Source organism: Streptomyces sp. NPDC060198 (genome assembly GCF_042728415.1).
Classification (GTDB): Bacteria; Actinomycetota; Actinomycetes; order Streptomycetales; family Streptomycetaceae; genus Streptomyces.
In genome coordinates this window covers 1-13804 of record NZ_JBHWZJ010000030.1, presented here as the reverse complement: position 1 = coordinate 13804, position 13804 = coordinate 1, and the positions used below count along the sequence as shown (strand labels likewise).

The 13804-nt window shown below is 70.0% G+C and carries 17 protein-coding genes; 15 read left to right on the top strand and 2 right to left on the bottom strand.

The window, feature by feature from the left end; translation table 11 throughout:
• Positions 1-3 precede the first annotated feature (3 nt).
• The 15 genes from ACFWEP_RS06965 (at position 4) to ACFWEP_RS06895 (ending at position 11319) form a co-directional block, all read left to right on the top strand.
• Positions 4-342: a hypothetical protein gene (locus ACFWEP_RS06965; protein ID WP_387366764.1), complete on the top strand. Its 339-nt coding sequence runs from the start codon at positions 4-6 to the stop codon at positions 340-342.
• Position 343: 1 nt separating this feature from the next.
• On the top strand, positions 344-775 hold the full coding sequence (locus ACFWEP_RS06960; protein ID WP_387366761.1) for a phage tail tube protein: 432 nt from the start codon (positions 344-346) through the stop codon (positions 773-775).
• Positions 776-791: 16 nt separating this feature from the next.
• Positions 792-1205, top strand: coding sequence for a hypothetical protein (locus tag ACFWEP_RS06955; protein ID WP_387366758.1), 414 nt, complete (start codon positions 792-794; stop codon positions 1203-1205).
• A 155-nt stretch (positions 1206-1360) separates the two neighbouring features.
• Complete coding sequence (locus ACFWEP_RS06950) at positions 1361-1531, top strand: hypothetical protein (protein ID WP_387366755.1); 171 nt, start codon at positions 1361-1363, stop codon at positions 1529-1531.
• Positions 1528-3507: a hypothetical protein gene (locus tag ACFWEP_RS06945; RefSeq protein ID WP_387366752.1), complete on the top strand. Its 1980-nt coding sequence runs from the start codon at positions 1528-1530 to the stop codon at positions 3505-3507. Before ACFWEP_RS06950 ends, ACFWEP_RS06945 begins: the two co-directional genes overlap by 4 nt.
• An 11-nt stretch (positions 3508-3518) precedes the next feature.
• Positions 3519-6257 (top strand): hypothetical protein, encoded by a 2739-nt coding sequence (locus ACFWEP_RS06940; protein ID WP_387366749.1) that lies wholly within the window; start codon positions 3519-3521, stop codon positions 6255-6257.
• A 9-nt stretch (positions 6258-6266) separates the two neighbouring features.
• On the top strand, positions 6267-6767 hold the full coding sequence (locus tag ACFWEP_RS06935; protein ID WP_387366746.1) for a hypothetical protein: 501 nt from the start codon (positions 6267-6269) through the stop codon (positions 6765-6767).
• Positions 6768-6788: 21 nt separating this feature from the next.
• Positions 6789-7061, top strand: coding sequence for a hypothetical protein (locus ACFWEP_RS06930; RefSeq protein ID WP_387366743.1), 273 nt, complete (start codon positions 6789-6791; stop codon positions 7059-7061).
• Positions 7061-7957 carry a peptidoglycan-binding protein gene (locus ACFWEP_RS06925; protein WP_387366740.1) on the top strand — a complete coding sequence of 299 codons (897 nt, stop codon included), beginning with the start codon at positions 7061-7063 and terminating at the stop codon, positions 7955-7957. The genes ACFWEP_RS06930 and ACFWEP_RS06925 overlap by 1 nt, the downstream gene beginning before the upstream one ends.
• Before the next feature lie 42 nt (positions 7958-7999).
• Complete coding sequence (locus ACFWEP_RS06920; protein ID WP_387366737.1) at positions 8000-8323, top strand: hypothetical protein; 324 nt, start codon at positions 8000-8002, stop codon at positions 8321-8323.
• Positions 8323-8763, top strand: coding sequence for a hypothetical protein (locus tag ACFWEP_RS06915; RefSeq protein WP_387366734.1), 441 nt, complete (start codon positions 8323-8325; stop codon positions 8761-8763). Before ACFWEP_RS06920 ends, ACFWEP_RS06915 begins: the two co-directional genes overlap by 1 nt.
• Positions 8750-9136 carry a hypothetical protein gene (locus tag ACFWEP_RS06910; protein ID WP_387366731.1) on the top strand — a complete coding sequence of 129 codons (387 nt, stop codon included), beginning with the start codon at positions 8750-8752 and terminating at the stop codon, positions 9134-9136. The genes ACFWEP_RS06915 and ACFWEP_RS06910 overlap by 14 nt, the downstream gene beginning before the upstream one ends.
• Positions 9137-9270: 134 nt before the next feature.
• Positions 9271-10500 (top strand): helix-turn-helix domain-containing protein, encoded by a 1230-nt coding sequence (locus tag ACFWEP_RS06905; RefSeq protein WP_387366728.1) that lies wholly within the window; start codon positions 9271-9273, stop codon positions 10498-10500.
• A gap of 101 nt (positions 10501-10601) precedes the next feature.
• Positions 10602-11015: a hypothetical protein gene (locus ACFWEP_RS06900; RefSeq protein ID WP_387366725.1), complete on the top strand. Its 414-nt coding sequence runs from the start codon at positions 10602-10604 to the stop codon at positions 11013-11015.
• Between the two features lie 160 nt (positions 11016-11175).
• A complete protein-coding gene (locus ACFWEP_RS06895; RefSeq protein ID WP_387366722.1) occupies positions 11176-11319 on the top strand; it encodes a hypothetical protein in 144 nt (47 codons plus the stop codon).
• A gap of 50 nt (positions 11320-11369) precedes the next feature.
• Here ACFWEP_RS06895 and ACFWEP_RS06890 read toward each other — a convergent pair whose 3' ends face one another.
• Both ACFWEP_RS06890 and ACFWEP_RS06885 read right to left on the bottom strand, forming a co-directional pair.
• On the bottom strand, positions 11370-11732 hold the full coding sequence (locus tag ACFWEP_RS06890; protein ID WP_387366874.1) for a helix-turn-helix domain-containing protein: 363 nt from the start codon (positions 11730-11732) through the stop codon (positions 11370-11372).
• A gap of 165 nt (positions 11733-11897) precedes the next feature.
• Positions 11898-12860 (bottom strand): hypothetical protein, encoded by a 963-nt coding sequence (locus ACFWEP_RS06885; RefSeq protein ID WP_387366719.1) that lies wholly within the window; start codon positions 12858-12860, stop codon positions 11898-11900.
• Positions 12861-13804: the final 944 nt, after the last annotated feature.

Below are 13804 nucleotides of genomic sequence, written 5' to 3'. Positions count from 1 at the left end.
CCGATGGCAGCACTTGTTGCCACGACCGTCGCCACCCTCGGCGGTCTCCCCGACCTGGCCGGGGCGGCCGTCGCCGCCACCGCGCTCGGCGACACCACGCCCACCGGCAACGGCCTGTTCCTGGCCGTGATCAACGGCGGCGCGTCCGCGCGCACCGCGACGATCGCGACGCCGGGCACCGTGTCCGGTCACGCCATCGCGGACGCGACGCTCGTCGTCCCCGCCGGAAAAACGGGGCTCATCCCGCTCACGGGCCTCTTCCGGGGTGCCACTGACCGGGCCTCGATCACCTACGACGCCGTCACCTCGGTCACGGTCGCCTGCATCAAGTTGGGAGCCTGACGTGCCAGGTACGGACGCATTCGGGACGCAGTTCCGGCGGGACTCCACCGGGTCCGGCAGCTACACCACGATCGCGAACGTCTCGGACATCAGCGGCCCCAGCAGGTCCCGCGAGGCGATCGAGGTCACCTCCCACGACTCCCCGAACAAGTACCGCGAGTTCATCAAGGGCCTCAAGGACGGCGGGGAGGTCGAGATCACCATCAACTACGACCCCGGATCTCCCTCGCACACGGCGCTGGACGCCGACTTCGAGGAGGACGACCTGCGCAACTACCAGGTCGTACTGCTGCCGGGCGAACCCGACGAACACACCTGGGAGTTCGCCGCGCTGATCACCGACCTCGGCGACGAGTTCCCCACCGACGACAAGGCCGAGCGCACCGCCACGTTCAAGGTCAGCGGCAAGCCGACCCTTACCCCGACCGGCTGACAGGAGAGACGCGCACATGGCATCGCTGAAGGACCTCATCCGGCAGGCGTCCGACGTCCGTCACCAGGACGACGTGGAGATTCCCGAGTGGGCGCCCGGCGCCCGGTTCCGCGTCACCGGCCTGCCCTCCGGCGACTGGGAGAACTACCACAACAAGCTCTCCAAGATGACCCGCCACGACCAGGGGTCCGGCGTGGAGGTGACGATCAAGTCCCGCAAGGCGGAGATCGTCGCCAAGGCGCTCCGCGACCAGGAGACCGGGGAGCTCGTCTTCCCGGACCTGGCCGAGGGCATCTCCATCCTCAGCAAGAGGAGCGCCGGCATCGTCGGTGGGCTGTTCGTTCTGGTGCGTCACCTCTCCGACGAGGACCGCGACTTCACGCAGCAGGTGAAGGCGGCCGAGGAGGATTTCGGCGCCGGCCAGAGCTGAGGATCCAGTACGACCTCGCCGTAGCGTTCCGCATCCCCCCGGGTGAGGTCCTGGAGAAGTTCACGCACGAGGAGATTATTCGGCTTCTGGCCTACCAGCGGCTGTACGGGCCGATCACGCCGAAGCGGCTGGATCTCCTCTTCGGCCGCCTCGGCATGGACGTCGCCGCCCCTCACATGAAGAAGGGCAAGGTCCCGCGCCTGCGGGACCACATCATCGAATGGTCGCGCCCGCGTAAGACAGGGCGCGAACTCCTCGCCGCGATCAAGGGCTTGCAAGCCGGGTTCGAGCAGCGTGACGACACCGTGACGAGGAGGCGACGATGACCATTCTGGACGAGCTCCTCGTCCGCATCGGGGTGGACTCCTCCGGTGTGGACGAGGGCACCGATCAGGTGACCAGCAAGCTCGACAAGATGGCCGGCCCGGCGGCCCTCGCCGGGGCGGCCGCGGGCGGCGCCCTCGCGATGGGGTTCAGCGCCGCCATGGACCTGGCCGACGCCCGGGCCATCATGCGCGACTCGCTCGGCCTCACCGAGGCCGAAGCGGACCGTGCCGGGACGATCGCCGGGGACGTCTACGCGGACGGGTTCGGCGAGTCCCTCGAGGACGTCGCCAACGCGACGAGCGCCGTCGTCTCCTCGATGGGCGAGCTCGGCGATTTCACCAACGCCGAGCTGGAGTCCATGAGCGAGTCGGCCCTGGCTCTCGCGACGCGCATGGAGATCGACGTCGCCGACGCCTCACAGGCAGCGGGCGCCATGATCCACAACGGGCTGGCGAAGGACGGCACCGAGGCATTCGACGTCCTGGCGGCCGCCGCCCAGTCCCTGCCCAAGCAGATGCTCGAGGACATCCCGGCGACCGTCAACGAGTACGGCAAGCACTGGGCGCGGATCGGCCTGGACGGCAAGACCGCGATGGGCATGATGTCGCAGTACGTCAAGGCCGGCGGCCGCGACATCGACCAAGCAGGCGATGTGCTGCACGAGTTCGCGCGCATCACGTCGGAGGAGACCAAGCGCGCGTCCGACGCCCTCAAGGCGATGGGCCTGCCCGCGTCGAAGATGCTCGCCGACATCCACAAGGGCGGGGAACCGGCCAAGGCCGCCCTGCAGCAGACCATCGAAGCCCTGCGCGGCGTGAAGAACCCGGCGAAGCAGGCCGAGCTGGGCGTGGCCCTGTTCGGCGACATGGCCGGTGAAGGGGCGTCGGCGCTCTGGGCGATGGACCCGGCGACGGCCGCCGCGACGTCCGGCATGGACGACGCCGCCGGCGCCTCGCAACGCCTGGTGGACAACATGAAGGCGGACCCGGCCCAGCAGATGGACGCCGCGATGCGGACCCTGTCCACCGGCCTCGGCGAGGCGCTCCTCCCGGTGCTCCTCGCCGCGTCGGGTTTCCTGGCCCAGCACCAGGGCCTGATGAAGCTCGCGGTTCCGATCGTCCTGGTCCTGGCGGCCGCGTTCGGGGTGTTCGCCATCGCCGTCTGGGCGGTGAACGCCGCGATGGCCGCGAACCCGGTGACGTGGATCGTCCTCGGGATCATCGCGCTGATCGCCGTGGTCGTGCTGGTCATCGCCTACTGGGACGAGCTCGCGGGCGCCACCGCCACCGCCTGGGGGTGGATCGAGGACCAGGTCGGCGGCGCGACGGACGCGGTGACCGGCAAGATCAGCGCGGGCATGAACCTGGCCCGGGCCGTGTGGAACGTCGCGTGGTCGTGGATCACCGGCAAGACGGTGTCGGCCGTCAGCGGCGTGATGGACGCCGTGAACTTCCTGGGCCGTATCCCCGGCATGGTCGGCGGGTGGCTCGGTGCCGCGGTGGCCTGGGTCAGCGGCATGCCAGGCCGCATCCGATCCGCAGCCTCCGGCATGTGGGACGGCATCCTGGCCAGCTTCCGGCGCATGGTCAACGGCCTGATCGCCGGATGGAACGGGCTCAGCTTCACCATCGGCGGCGGGTCCATCGCGGGCATCCACGTCCCGAGCCTCACTCTCGGCACCCCCAACATTCCGTACCTCGCGGACGGCGGGATCACGACCGGGCCGACCCTCGCCATGATCGGCGAGGGCCGCGAGGACGAGGCCGTCCTGCCGCTGTCCCGGCTCGAGGCGCTCATCAACACCCCGCAGGACGTGCGGGCCCCGTCCGTACGCCGGACCGCCGGGACGGCCGGGGAACTCCGCGTCAGATACGACGCGTCCGGCGGCAGCAGCGCGCTGCGCACCGCCCTGCAGGAGATCGTCCGCATCGACGGATTCGGCGACGTACAAGACGCGTTCGGCGACCCCAGATAAGAGAGGTTCCCGTGGCACTCGACATCGACCGCCGCACCGAGATCTTCGTGGACGGTCAGTGGACCGACATCACCTCCGACGCCCGGGAGACAGCTCCCGTCGTGATCGAGCGTGGCGCGCGGACGGAGTCGGCGACCGCCGGCCCGTCCCGGATGACCCTCACCCTGAACAACCGCCACGGCCGCTACAGCCCCGACAACCCCATGAGCCCCAACTACGGGAAGATCGGCCGCAACACCCCGATCCGGTTCAGCGTGCGGCAGGACGAGCGGTACCTGCCGCTCGTCGGCACGAGCGGCGCGTACGCGAGCACCCCGGACACTGCGGCGCTCGACATCGTCGGCGACATCGACGTCCGCGTGGAGGCCACGGTGGACTGGTACGCGACGCGCGGCCAGACCCTCATCGGGAAGTGGGGAGAGCCGAACCAGCGATCGTGGTGCCTCTCGATCAAGGGCGGCATCCTGTACTGGGACTGGACCGTCAACGGCACCACCAGCATTTACTACGGGTACACCCTCCCTGCCCTCCCGCGCCGCGCCGCGCTGCGAGTGACGTTGGACGTCAACAACGGCTCCGGCGGCCTCACATGGACGGCGTACTGGGCGCCGTCGCTCGACGGGCCGTGGACGGCGTTCATCACCGCACCGACCACGACCGGAACCACCAGCATCTACAACAGCACCGCCCCCCTGCGGCTCGGGCCGCCGACGTCGTTCCGGGACCCCGCGCGCGGCCAGGTCCACCGCGCCGAAGTCCGCTCCGGCATCGGCGGAACGGTCGTCGCCGCCCCCACCGTGCGCGCTCTCGCCCCCGGAGCCACCTCCTGGACGGACACGGCCGGGCGGCCCTGGACGCTCACCGGAACGGCGATCAGCGACCGGTCCTACCGGTTCACGGGCGAGGTGACCGCATGGCCGCAGGAGTGGGACACCTCCGGGTCCGACCGGTGGGTCCCGATCGACGCTGCTGGCGTACTGCGCCGCCTCGGGCAGGGCCGCCGCGCCCTGAGCTCCACCCTCCGCCGCAGCATCCCCCGCGACCCGAACCTTCTCGCGTACTGGCCCATGGAGGACGGCGAGTACGCCACCTCAGCGGCGAGCCCCGTGGCCGGCGTGAGACCACTGCAGGTCACCGGAGCGAAATGGGCGTCGGTCACCAGCCTTCTCTCCTCGGCCCCCCTGCCCGCCCTCGCGAGCTCAAGCGGCACCCTCGCGCAGATCACGGGAGCCGTGCCCCCACCGACCGGGACACCGACCGGGTGGCGAGTCGAATGGGTGTACAAACTCGACACCCCGCCCGTAACGCTCTACACGTTCATGCGGATCAATGCCGCCGGCGGCACGATCGTAGAGTGGCTCATCCAGTCGAACGCCACCGGTAGCCGCATCGTCGGCCGGGACGCCACCGGCGCCGACGTCGTCACCAACAACATCGGTACCGGACTGGACCTCTTCGCGCAGTGGAACTCCGTCAGCTTCAGCGTGGAGCAGATCGGCACGACGGTCCAGTACGACATCGTGTGGACCGACGTCGGCGGCCGCGGCGGACACTACGGCAACAGCATCACGGGCACGGTCGGCCGCGTGCGCAACGTCGGCGGACCTGGCAACGGCTACGCCGCGGCGCTCGACGGCATGTCCGTGGGGCACGTCGCCGTGTTCAGCACGCCCCTGTCGACCGCGTTCGCCGGTGCGGTGACCGGGTGGGACAAAGAGCCTGCGTTGGACCGGCTGCGGCGCCTGTCCGACGAGGAATCCCGGCTGCTGTCCCTGTCCTGGACGGACGCCGACCGGACCCGGACCTCAACCCTGATGGGCCCGCAGCGCCCCGCCGAGCTCCTGGCGCTCCTGCGGGAGTGCGAGGCCAGTGACGGCGGGATGCTGACCGAGCACCGCGACCGCCTCGCGCTGCACTACCGCGACCGCGTCAGCCTGTACAACCAGACTCCGGTGCTCGTACTCAGCTACCCGTCCGGCGACCTGGCGCCCGGGCTGCGGCCGGCGCCCGACGACCAGCGCATCCGCAACGACGTGACCGTCACCCGGCGCGGCGGGTCGAGCGGCCGGGTGGAAGTCACGTCCGGGCCGCTGTCCACGCAACCGCCGGAGTCGGGCGGCGTCGGCGTGTACGAAGACTCTGTCGAGTTGTCGCTCGGCCTGGACGAGCAGACCGACCACATTGCCGGATGGCTCGCCCACCTCGGCACCGTCGCCGAGCCGAGATACCCGGCGGTCCGGATCGCACTGCACCGGTCGCCCGGTCTCATCCCGGCCGCGCTCGCCCTCGACCTCTGCGACGTCCTGCAGATCAACGACCTGCCTGACGGGCTGCCGCCCGACCCCGCCCTCGGCCTCGTGCGCGGCATCAAGGAGGAGTACGGCGCGTTCACCTGGGACGCAACGTACAGCTGCACACCGGCACGGCCCTGGACGGTCGGCGTCTACGACGACCCGCTGCGCGGCCGCTACGACACCGGAGGATCCCAGCTCGCCGCGGGCGCCACCGCAACGGCAACCACCCTGTCGGTCGCCTACACGGACGGGACGCGGTGGGCCACCTCGAGCGGACACCCGAGCAGCTTCCCGTTCGAGGTCGCGATCGGCGGAGAACGCATGCGCGTGACCGCGATCACCGGCACTACCAGCCCCCAGGCCTGGACCGTCGTCCGCTCGGTCAACGGCGTCCGCAAGGCACAGACCGCCGGCACCGACGTCCGCCTCGCCGACCCCACCGTCTACAGCCTGTAGGAGACGCACATGCCCGATCTCGTGTACTCCGGCCAACGGCTCATCGCATCCGAGTCCAACGTTCGCGCCCCGTTCACGGTCGGATACACCCCCCTCACCACGAACGCCACGGCCGACGCCGCCGGAGCAGAGGCCGTATGGCTGACCAGCACGTCGGTCACCCTCCGCACCGGCCGCGCCTACCGGCTGACCCTCAAGGGCCTGGCCGTGGCCACGGTCGCCAACACGGACTGCCAGCTGCGCGTCCGACGCGCCGCCCTCGGCGGGTCACTGATGTTCGACAGCTTTCGGTTCGCGTTGCCCTCGACCGCGAACATCGCTTTCTACTTCGCGAACATCATCGCGATCACGGCGGCCGCCGACATCACCACCGTCCTCGCCTGCACGATCAGCCGCGCCGCCGGCACCGGCCTCGTCACCGTCAACGCCAGCAGCGTGAACGTCGCCTACATCCACACCGAGGACGTCGGCCCCGCCACCGAGTTCGCCGGCGCCACCGCCATCTCGTAACCCCTGAACGAAAGGACGACCATGATCACCTCTCCGCAGTACGGCACCGGGTACGACCGGTGCACCGTCGCCGTCGCCAGTCTCGACGGCGGCATATCCCTGATCTACGCCCTCACCCCGGGACAGGTTGACGCCTGGACCGACGACGAGCTGCGCGACAAGGTCCAGACGTTGAAGTCGGCCGTTGCTGCTCTGCTGCCGGTCGGCACGGACATCCAGGCCAGCATCAGCTGGGGACGCAGCCAAGCTCTGACCGTGATGCAGGAATCCGGCGTCGTGAAGGGAGACAGCTGATGTCCGCGCCCCTGTCTGCCGACCAGCTGCTGAAAGCCCTCCGCGCCGAGGGCGTGAAGGTGGTGGAGTACAAGAGCTGGCGCACCAACAACCGTGAGGGCCACGGAGCGTGGGGCCCGGTCAACGGCGTGATGATCCATCACACCGTGACCGCGGGGACCGCGACCTCGGTGGAGCTCTGCTACGCCGGGCACTCCGCGCTCCCCGGGCCGCTGTGCCATGGGGTGATCGACAAGGAGGGCACCGTCCACCTGGTGGGCAACGGCCGCGCCAACCACGCCGGTCTCGGCGACGGGGACGTGCTGCGCGCGGTGATCGCCGAGGCGGCGGACCTGCCCGCCGACAACGAGGCCGACACGGACGGCAACACCCACTTCTACGGCTTCGAGGCCATCAACCTCGGCGACGGCAAGGACCCGTGGCCGGCCGCCCAGCTGCTGGCGATCGAGCGGGCGGCGGCGGCAATCTGCCGGGCGCACGGCTGGGACGAGCAGTCGGTGATCGGGCACCTGGAGTGGCAGCCCGGGAAGATCGACCCCCGCGGTTTCACCATGGACTCGATGCGCGGGCGGATCGCCGACCGCCTCGAGGACGAGCCGCCGATCACCCCCGCCCCGGCAGGTGCCGGGAAGCCCGCCACGGCCCCGACGTACGAGCCGTTCCCCGGCGCCGGCTTCTTCAAGGCCGGGCGTACCAGCCCGATCATCACCGCCATGGGCAAGCGCCTCAAAGCGGTCGGCTGCGGCCGGTACAAGGTCGGCCCCGGCCCCGCGTGGGGCGAGGCGGACCGCCAGTCGTACGCCGCGTTCCAGCGGTCCCTCGGCTACTCGGGCGACGCCGCCGATGGCTACCCGGGCCCCGACTCCTGGGCGAAGTTGCACGTGCCCAACGTCTGACCGCGCTGCGGCCGGACTCCCACCAACCGAAAGGGGGCCGGCATGAGCGCCGGTCTGTTCATCTCCACCATGCGCACCGTCGTCCCGGTCGCCGCCGGGTGGCTGCTCACCCTCGCCGCATCGGCCGGGTTCAACATCGACTCCGCGGCCGTCACCGGGGCCGTGACGTTCGCGGCCGTGCTCGTGTACTACCTCCTGTTCCGGGTCCTGGAGATCGTCGGCCAGCGCGCGCAGGGCACCGTCCTGCAGACCGTCGCCGGGCTCGCACTCGGGTGGGCGCGGCCGCCGTCGTACCCGGAGCTCGAGCCGGTTCTCGACCCGGTGGACCCGGCCGGCCTCGAGGGCGGATCGCGGGCCCTGTCGTGATGGGGGCCGCGCTCGCCCGCCGAGCCTGGGCCCGGCTCGGCGGGCGCGGCCCCGCCCTCCTTATCTCCGGCATCGCCTGGATCTCGTACGGCGCGAGCCTGACCGTGCAGCCGCGGTACGGGACCGTACGCGGCATCCAGGTGCTCCTCGGCCTGGCCCCGATGCCGGTGTGGGGGTGGGCCTGGATCGTGGCCGGCGTCGTCGCCCTGGCCTACGCGCTCGCCCGGCCCGGGCGGGACCTGCCCGGGATCGCGGCCGCGATGGCGCCGCCGCTGCTCTGGGCCCTTGCGTACGCCCTCGGCGGCGCGTCAGGGACCTCGGCAACCGCGTGGGGGGCAGTGGCCCCGTGGGCGTCCCACGCCGCCCTCATCGCCATCGTGGCGTACAAGACACGTCCGCGGCTGATCGTGCCCGTGGTGGTGACCCATGGACCCGAGTAGCAGCTGGCTCGGCGTGCTCGCTCTCCTGATCACCACGCTGGGCACGGTGGCCGGCACCTGGTTTGGCCGCACCAGGATCAAGGAACAGGAAGTAGGCGACGGTCTGCCGTTGGCGCCGCCGCAGCCCGAGGGCACGTGGACGGTCAGCCCCGAGATGTACCGCTGGTTCCAGGACCAGATGGCAGGACTGCACGCTCGGCTCCGGTCCCTCGAGGACGCGGAGCGCGAGGCCCGCACCCGGGCCGACCGCACCGACCGGCTCCTCGGCCTGGCGCTCGATCACATCAGCGTCCAGGACGAGCGGCTCCGCGCCGCCGGGATGCCGCTCGTACCGATGGCCCCCGAGTTGGTCGCCGCCCGCGACGCCCGCTGAACACCCGCCCCGCCCCGGCCCCGCGCCGGCGCGGGGCGGCTTCTGCCGTTTCGCCGAGAGTTTACGTATGAGACCCCGACGCAGCGGGGAGCCGTACGTACGCTGGAGGCCGGAGACCCACACAGGGGGCAGGAATGAGCGCACAGCACGTAGGCGAGCGGATCCGGGAGTTGCGCAAGGTCAGGCAGCTGACGGTCCGGGCGCTTGCAGTGAGAGTCAAGATCAGCCCGAGCTATCTCCAGAAATTGGAGAGCGGCGACCGCACGCCGAACCCCGGGCTGATCGCCCAGATCGCCAGGGCCCTCTCCGTGGGCCCGGACCGCATCACCGGACAGCCGTACATCAACGGCGCTGAGACCGAGGACGGCGTCCAGGCCGTGATCCCCGAGCTCCGCCGGCTCCTGCTCACCTACGCCGACCCGGACGACTTGCTTACCGCGCCCCGCCCGTTGGCCGTGCTCGCTGCCGAGATGGACCACGTCTCGCAGATGAGGCAGGACGGGCAGTACGTCGGCATAGGGCCGCTACTGCCCGGCCTCCTGGCCGAGCTCACCCATACCGCCCTCGGTGCCCGGTCGGGGGAAGAGAAGCAGCGGGCGTTCTGGTGGCTCGCCCGCGCCTACCGGGCCACCAACAGCCTGGCGCACAAGCTTGGTTATCACGATCTCAGCCTCACCGCGGTGGAGCGCGTGCACTGGGCTGCCGACCAGGCCGGGGACCCGTTGATGCAGGTCACCGCCGTGTACCTCAAAGCAGGGGCGATGGTGCGGATGGCCGCGTACGGCTCCGCGCGCCGTCTCCTCGAAGGGCTCGCCCAGGAGGTCGAGCGACTCGCCCCCGAGGCATCCCTCTCCGCGGAGCAGCTGGCCGTCCAGGGGGCCATACTGCTCAAGCTCGCCGTGCTCGAAGCGAGGGACGGCCGGCCCGACCGCGCGGCCGCCCGGCTCGCCGAGGCGCGCATGGCCGCCGTGATGTTGGGCCGTGACTCCGACGCCTACGAGATGTCGTTCGGGCCCACTAACACCCGCATCCACGAGGTCTCCGCGCTCATCGACTCCGGAGACACTGAGCAGGCTCTGGCCCGGCTGCGCGAGTGGGGAGCGGAGCAGGACCGGACCGAGTGGGAGCTCCCCGGCGGCCTGGCGAAGGAGCGGGCGTCCCACCACCACATCGACGTCGCCGCGGCAAGGTTGGTGCAGGGCGACCGGGCCGGTGCTTTCGCCGACCTGGTGACCGCCCGGGCGATCAGCCCAGCGCACACGAGGTATCACCCGACCGTCCGCACGACGACGGCCGCCCTCGTTCGACTCGACCGGCGGTCCGACGACTCGGTTGCAGCGCTTGCCCGGTGGGCTGGCGTCTGATCTGTCAAGCGGTTCCGGAAAGAATCATGCCCACAGATTGTGGGCGCAGTGTGGGTAGCTGTGCGCGATGATCCCCTCACTCCAGAGTGAGGGGATCATCTATGCCCACGTCCACGCCTGCGGGAGCCTGGCTCGCCCGAGCCGACCCCGACCACGAACATGCGGACCGGTGGCTTAAGTCGGCCGGGGTGGTGCTGCTGCCGCTCGGTCGGTTTTGGTCCGCCGTCCGATGCGATGGGTACGACGGGCTCGCGGCGGCGGCGGCCGTCTCTGGCCCGATCGTGCACGACCCGGTCGGCCAGGTCGTGTACTTCCTGGTGCCGACGAGCACCGAGTGGCCGGACCTCCCCGGCAGCCAGCTGCTCGGCGATACCTGTTGGCTCGCGGTGCCGGCACCTGACCGGCTGGAGCCGCCGGGCGTGCACTGGCTGCAGGCCCCGGACGGGAGTGGCCTCCTGGTCGACCCGGCCGCGCTGGCTGCTGCGTTCACGGCCAGGACGGCGGTGGTCCGGTGACCCGGCCGACGCCCCCGACGCCCCCGACGCACTCGACGGACACGGGCGACGACGTGTACCGCCGTCTGATACTGCACACTGCCGACTGCCGGTCGTGCAAAGGGGGGCTCGGGTGTGAGGTGGAGGAGCGTCTCTCTCTCGCCTGGCGGGAGGTGCGCCGGTGACCGCCCGCACCCCCAAACCGCGTACCCCGCAGGTGCCGAGGACGGAGGCCGAGTGGGCTCGGGCCGCCGAGCGGGACCCCGTTCTGGCGAACCTGATCTGGCTCCAGAAAAGCCGGCGCGACCGGCTGGGCACGGCCTGACCCCCCACTCCGCCCGCACCCTGCCGCCGTCGACGGTGGGGTGCGGGCGGTCATTCCTCCAGGAGCAGTTCGACCACGGTGCACCCGAGGGCGTCCGCAATCAAGATCAGATGGCCGTATCGCGGGTCGCTCTCGCCGCGCTCGATCCGTTGCAGCGTGCGACGGTCTATGCCGGTGAGCTCCGCGAGACGCTCTTGCGTGACCCGTAGGCGTGACCGCCGGATCCGGATGCGGTCCCCAAGGTCTCGTCGCTGTTCATAGACCCGAGAGGGTGTCTGGCGGGGCACTCGACAAACGGTGTGACGTGTGTGCACCGTTGTCAGCGTCACCCCTGACGCTTTTTGATCACGTTGGCGCCCAGGAGCTTGTATGTCCCAACCCGACTGGCGCAGTCGGACCGGCCGCCGGGTCATGGTGGACACACGTACGGGATGTGTCGGGTACGTGCTTGGCCAGCGGGCCGGAACGGTTCGGCTGAGGGATTTCAACGGATGCGCGGAATGGTCAGTGCCGGTCGATGTCGCGCGATCTGCAACACCTGCGGAGGTGGCGGCATCGCTGTACGGGTGATCCCGTGCTTACTCCGCCTCCGCGCCTTCCCGGCCCCACCATGCCATCAGCTGATACAGGGACTCCGCACCGGTGGCGGCTCGGGCTGCCGCCAACTCTTTCGTGACTGTGCGCTCTGCCAGACCAAGGGCCGGCCCGGCTTTCTGCTGGGAGAGGCCTTCTTCCAGCGCGCGCAAGATCGCCCGCTGGCGGCCCGTCAGCGTGCTTGGGGATGCCCGCACTGCTCGCCAGCGAGTTCCGCGATCCCAGGTCATCCTGTAGACCTCGCGGGCCCAGGAGACGGCTGCCCGGTCCACCACATGCCAGCCCGCATGCATCTCGGTTGTGCTCATGACGAGGTTGTCGATGAAGAGGTGGGCGCCCACGATCACCATGCGCGGGAACTCTTCTTGAAGAGTGACGACCTCGGCTCCGGCCGCAGTGACGTCGTCCAAGTAGGCGCAGGATTGAGGGTGGTGGTAGGCCGCCGCGTTGTAGATCGAACGCACGGTGACGCCCGCCTCCAGTGCCCCACGGGCGCGCTCTATGCCGAGACGCTGCACGCCAGGGTCTCGGTCGACGGGGGCCCCTGGTTGCGCAGTGAGCATGTCGGCGTTCTTCTGATGCATGGCATCTGCCAGGACCTCGCCGATTCGTACGTTCATCTCCTCCGAACTCCCGAGGAACTCACTGCCCGGGCCGCCGTACCACCGGTGTGGGTCAAAATCGGCCGCGAGTTCCTCCAGGGCGGGGATCTGCGTCATGCGCGCCACCGAGTCGGCTACCGCCTGCTGCGCTTCGCTCATCAGGCGGCGGGCGGCAAGTCGGGGATCCTGTGCAATGTAGCGATCATGCGCGCTGCTGTACGGATCCGCCGCCACAAGGCCGACTGCGAGGAGGCGGCTGACATCGGTCTCCGGCCGATGACCAGCTGCGATTGCCTGGTAAGCGGCCCGGTCTGCCGCGCTCAGAGGAAGATCGTCACTGTTCACGTTTTCTCCGCACAAATGGTTGAGCCTTCACGTGAATGCGGATTCTGGCATGGACCAGTTTCCGTACGCCAATACCTCTGGCATATCTGATTGCAATCGTGCAATGTACACAGAGTGATCCACCCGGATCCACGTTCGAATTCTGGAGGATGCTCCATGCTCGCTCGCCTGCTCAGAACCGGCGCCCTTTCGCTGCTGCTGCTCGTTGGTGCACTCGGCGCGTCGGCCGCAGCCGCTGCCCCGGACCGGCCCGTCGTCGTCGCCGATCCCGGGTGGGGGTCGGCCGTGGTTGCCACTGAGACTGACGCCCCGGTGGCAACCGTCCTGGATCCCGGCTGGGGATGAGGGGGGCGTTCCACCGATCGGCGTGATCGTCGGCCGAGCGGGATTACGCAAGGTCTCGCCGGGGGGCCCAGGAGCCCGCGAGACTCATGGCAAGAGTTGATCTTGAAACACTAGGGGGAACGACGCGTGTCGGCATCGAGGGCTCTTGCGGGGGCCGCTGTACTGATTGCGACGGCTGCTGCAGTGATTCAGCGCCGCGAGCTGCACCAGCTGGGGCGGCAGGTTGATGATCTGCGTGCCGAGGTGGCGGCGGCGCGAATTGCCACGGCCCTCAACGTCGACTCGGTCTCTCCTGCAGGGTGAGGGGGGCGTTCTAGGCCAGGGACGCACCCCCCTTTCCCTCACACACATCTCACGGACTGTGTGTGAGGGTACGAACTCAGTAGTGCTGACCTGGAATCACCGGACGGTTTCTGGACCTCCTGGACACCCTGGACGGGTGGCATACAACTACGGATCAGAAGGTTGCAGGTTCGAATCCTGCCGAGTGCACAGCAGGCCAGAGGCCCTCAGGAGAAATCCTGAGGGCCTCTGTCGTTGTCCGTAGGTGGGCGCGTGGTCGCGGGCACCGTCCGCCCCCGCGGAAGAAAGCGCGGGGG

What these genes read in the sequence shown, in the direction of transcription:
- ACFWEP_RS06965 (WP_387366764.1), top strand. Translation starts at nt 4, where the DNA reads ATGGCAGCACTTGTTGCCACGACCGTCGCCACCCTCGGCGGTCTCCCC.
- ACFWEP_RS06955 (WP_387366758.1), top strand. Translation starts at nt 792, where the DNA reads ATGGCATCGCTGAAGGACCTCATCCGGCAGGCGTCCGACGTCCGTCAC.
- ACFWEP_RS06950 (WP_387366755.1), top strand. Translation starts at nt 1,361, where the DNA reads ATGGACGTCGCCGCCCCTCACATGAAGAAGGGCAAGGTCCCGCGCCTG.
- ACFWEP_RS06945 (WP_387366752.1), top strand. Translation starts at nt 1,528, where the DNA reads ATGACCATTCTGGACGAGCTCCTCGTCCGCATCGGGGTGGACTCCTCC.
- ACFWEP_RS06935 (WP_387366746.1), top strand. Translation starts at nt 6,267, where the DNA reads ATGCCCGATCTCGTGTACTCCGGCCAACGGCTCATCGCATCCGAGTCC.
- ACFWEP_RS06930 (WP_387366743.1), top strand. Translation starts at nt 6,789, where the DNA reads ATGATCACCTCTCCGCAGTACGGCACCGGGTACGACCGGTGCACCGTC.
- ACFWEP_RS06925 (WP_387366740.1), top strand. Translation starts at nt 7,061, where the DNA reads ATGTCCGCGCCCCTGTCTGCCGACCAGCTGCTGAAAGCCCTCCGCGCC.
- ACFWEP_RS06920 (WP_387366737.1), top strand. Translation starts at nt 8,000, where the DNA reads ATGAGCGCCGGTCTGTTCATCTCCACCATGCGCACCGTCGTCCCGGTC.
- ACFWEP_RS06915 (WP_387366734.1), top strand. Translation starts at nt 8,323, where the DNA reads ATGGGGGCCGCGCTCGCCCGCCGAGCCTGGGCCCGGCTCGGCGGGCGC.
- ACFWEP_RS06910 (WP_387366731.1), top strand. Translation starts at nt 8,750, where the DNA reads ATGGACCCGAGTAGCAGCTGGCTCGGCGTGCTCGCTCTCCTGATCACC.
- ACFWEP_RS06905 (WP_387366728.1), top strand. Translation starts at nt 9,271, where the DNA reads ATGAGCGCACAGCACGTAGGCGAGCGGATCCGGGAGTTGCGCAAGGTC.
- ACFWEP_RS06900 (WP_387366725.1), top strand. Translation starts at nt 10,602, where the DNA reads ATGCCCACGTCCACGCCTGCGGGAGCCTGGCTCGCCCGAGCCGACCCC.
- ACFWEP_RS06890 (WP_387366874.1), bottom strand. Translation starts at nt 11,732, where the DNA reads ATGACCCGGCGGCCGGTCCGACTGCGCCAGTCGGGTTGGGACATACAA.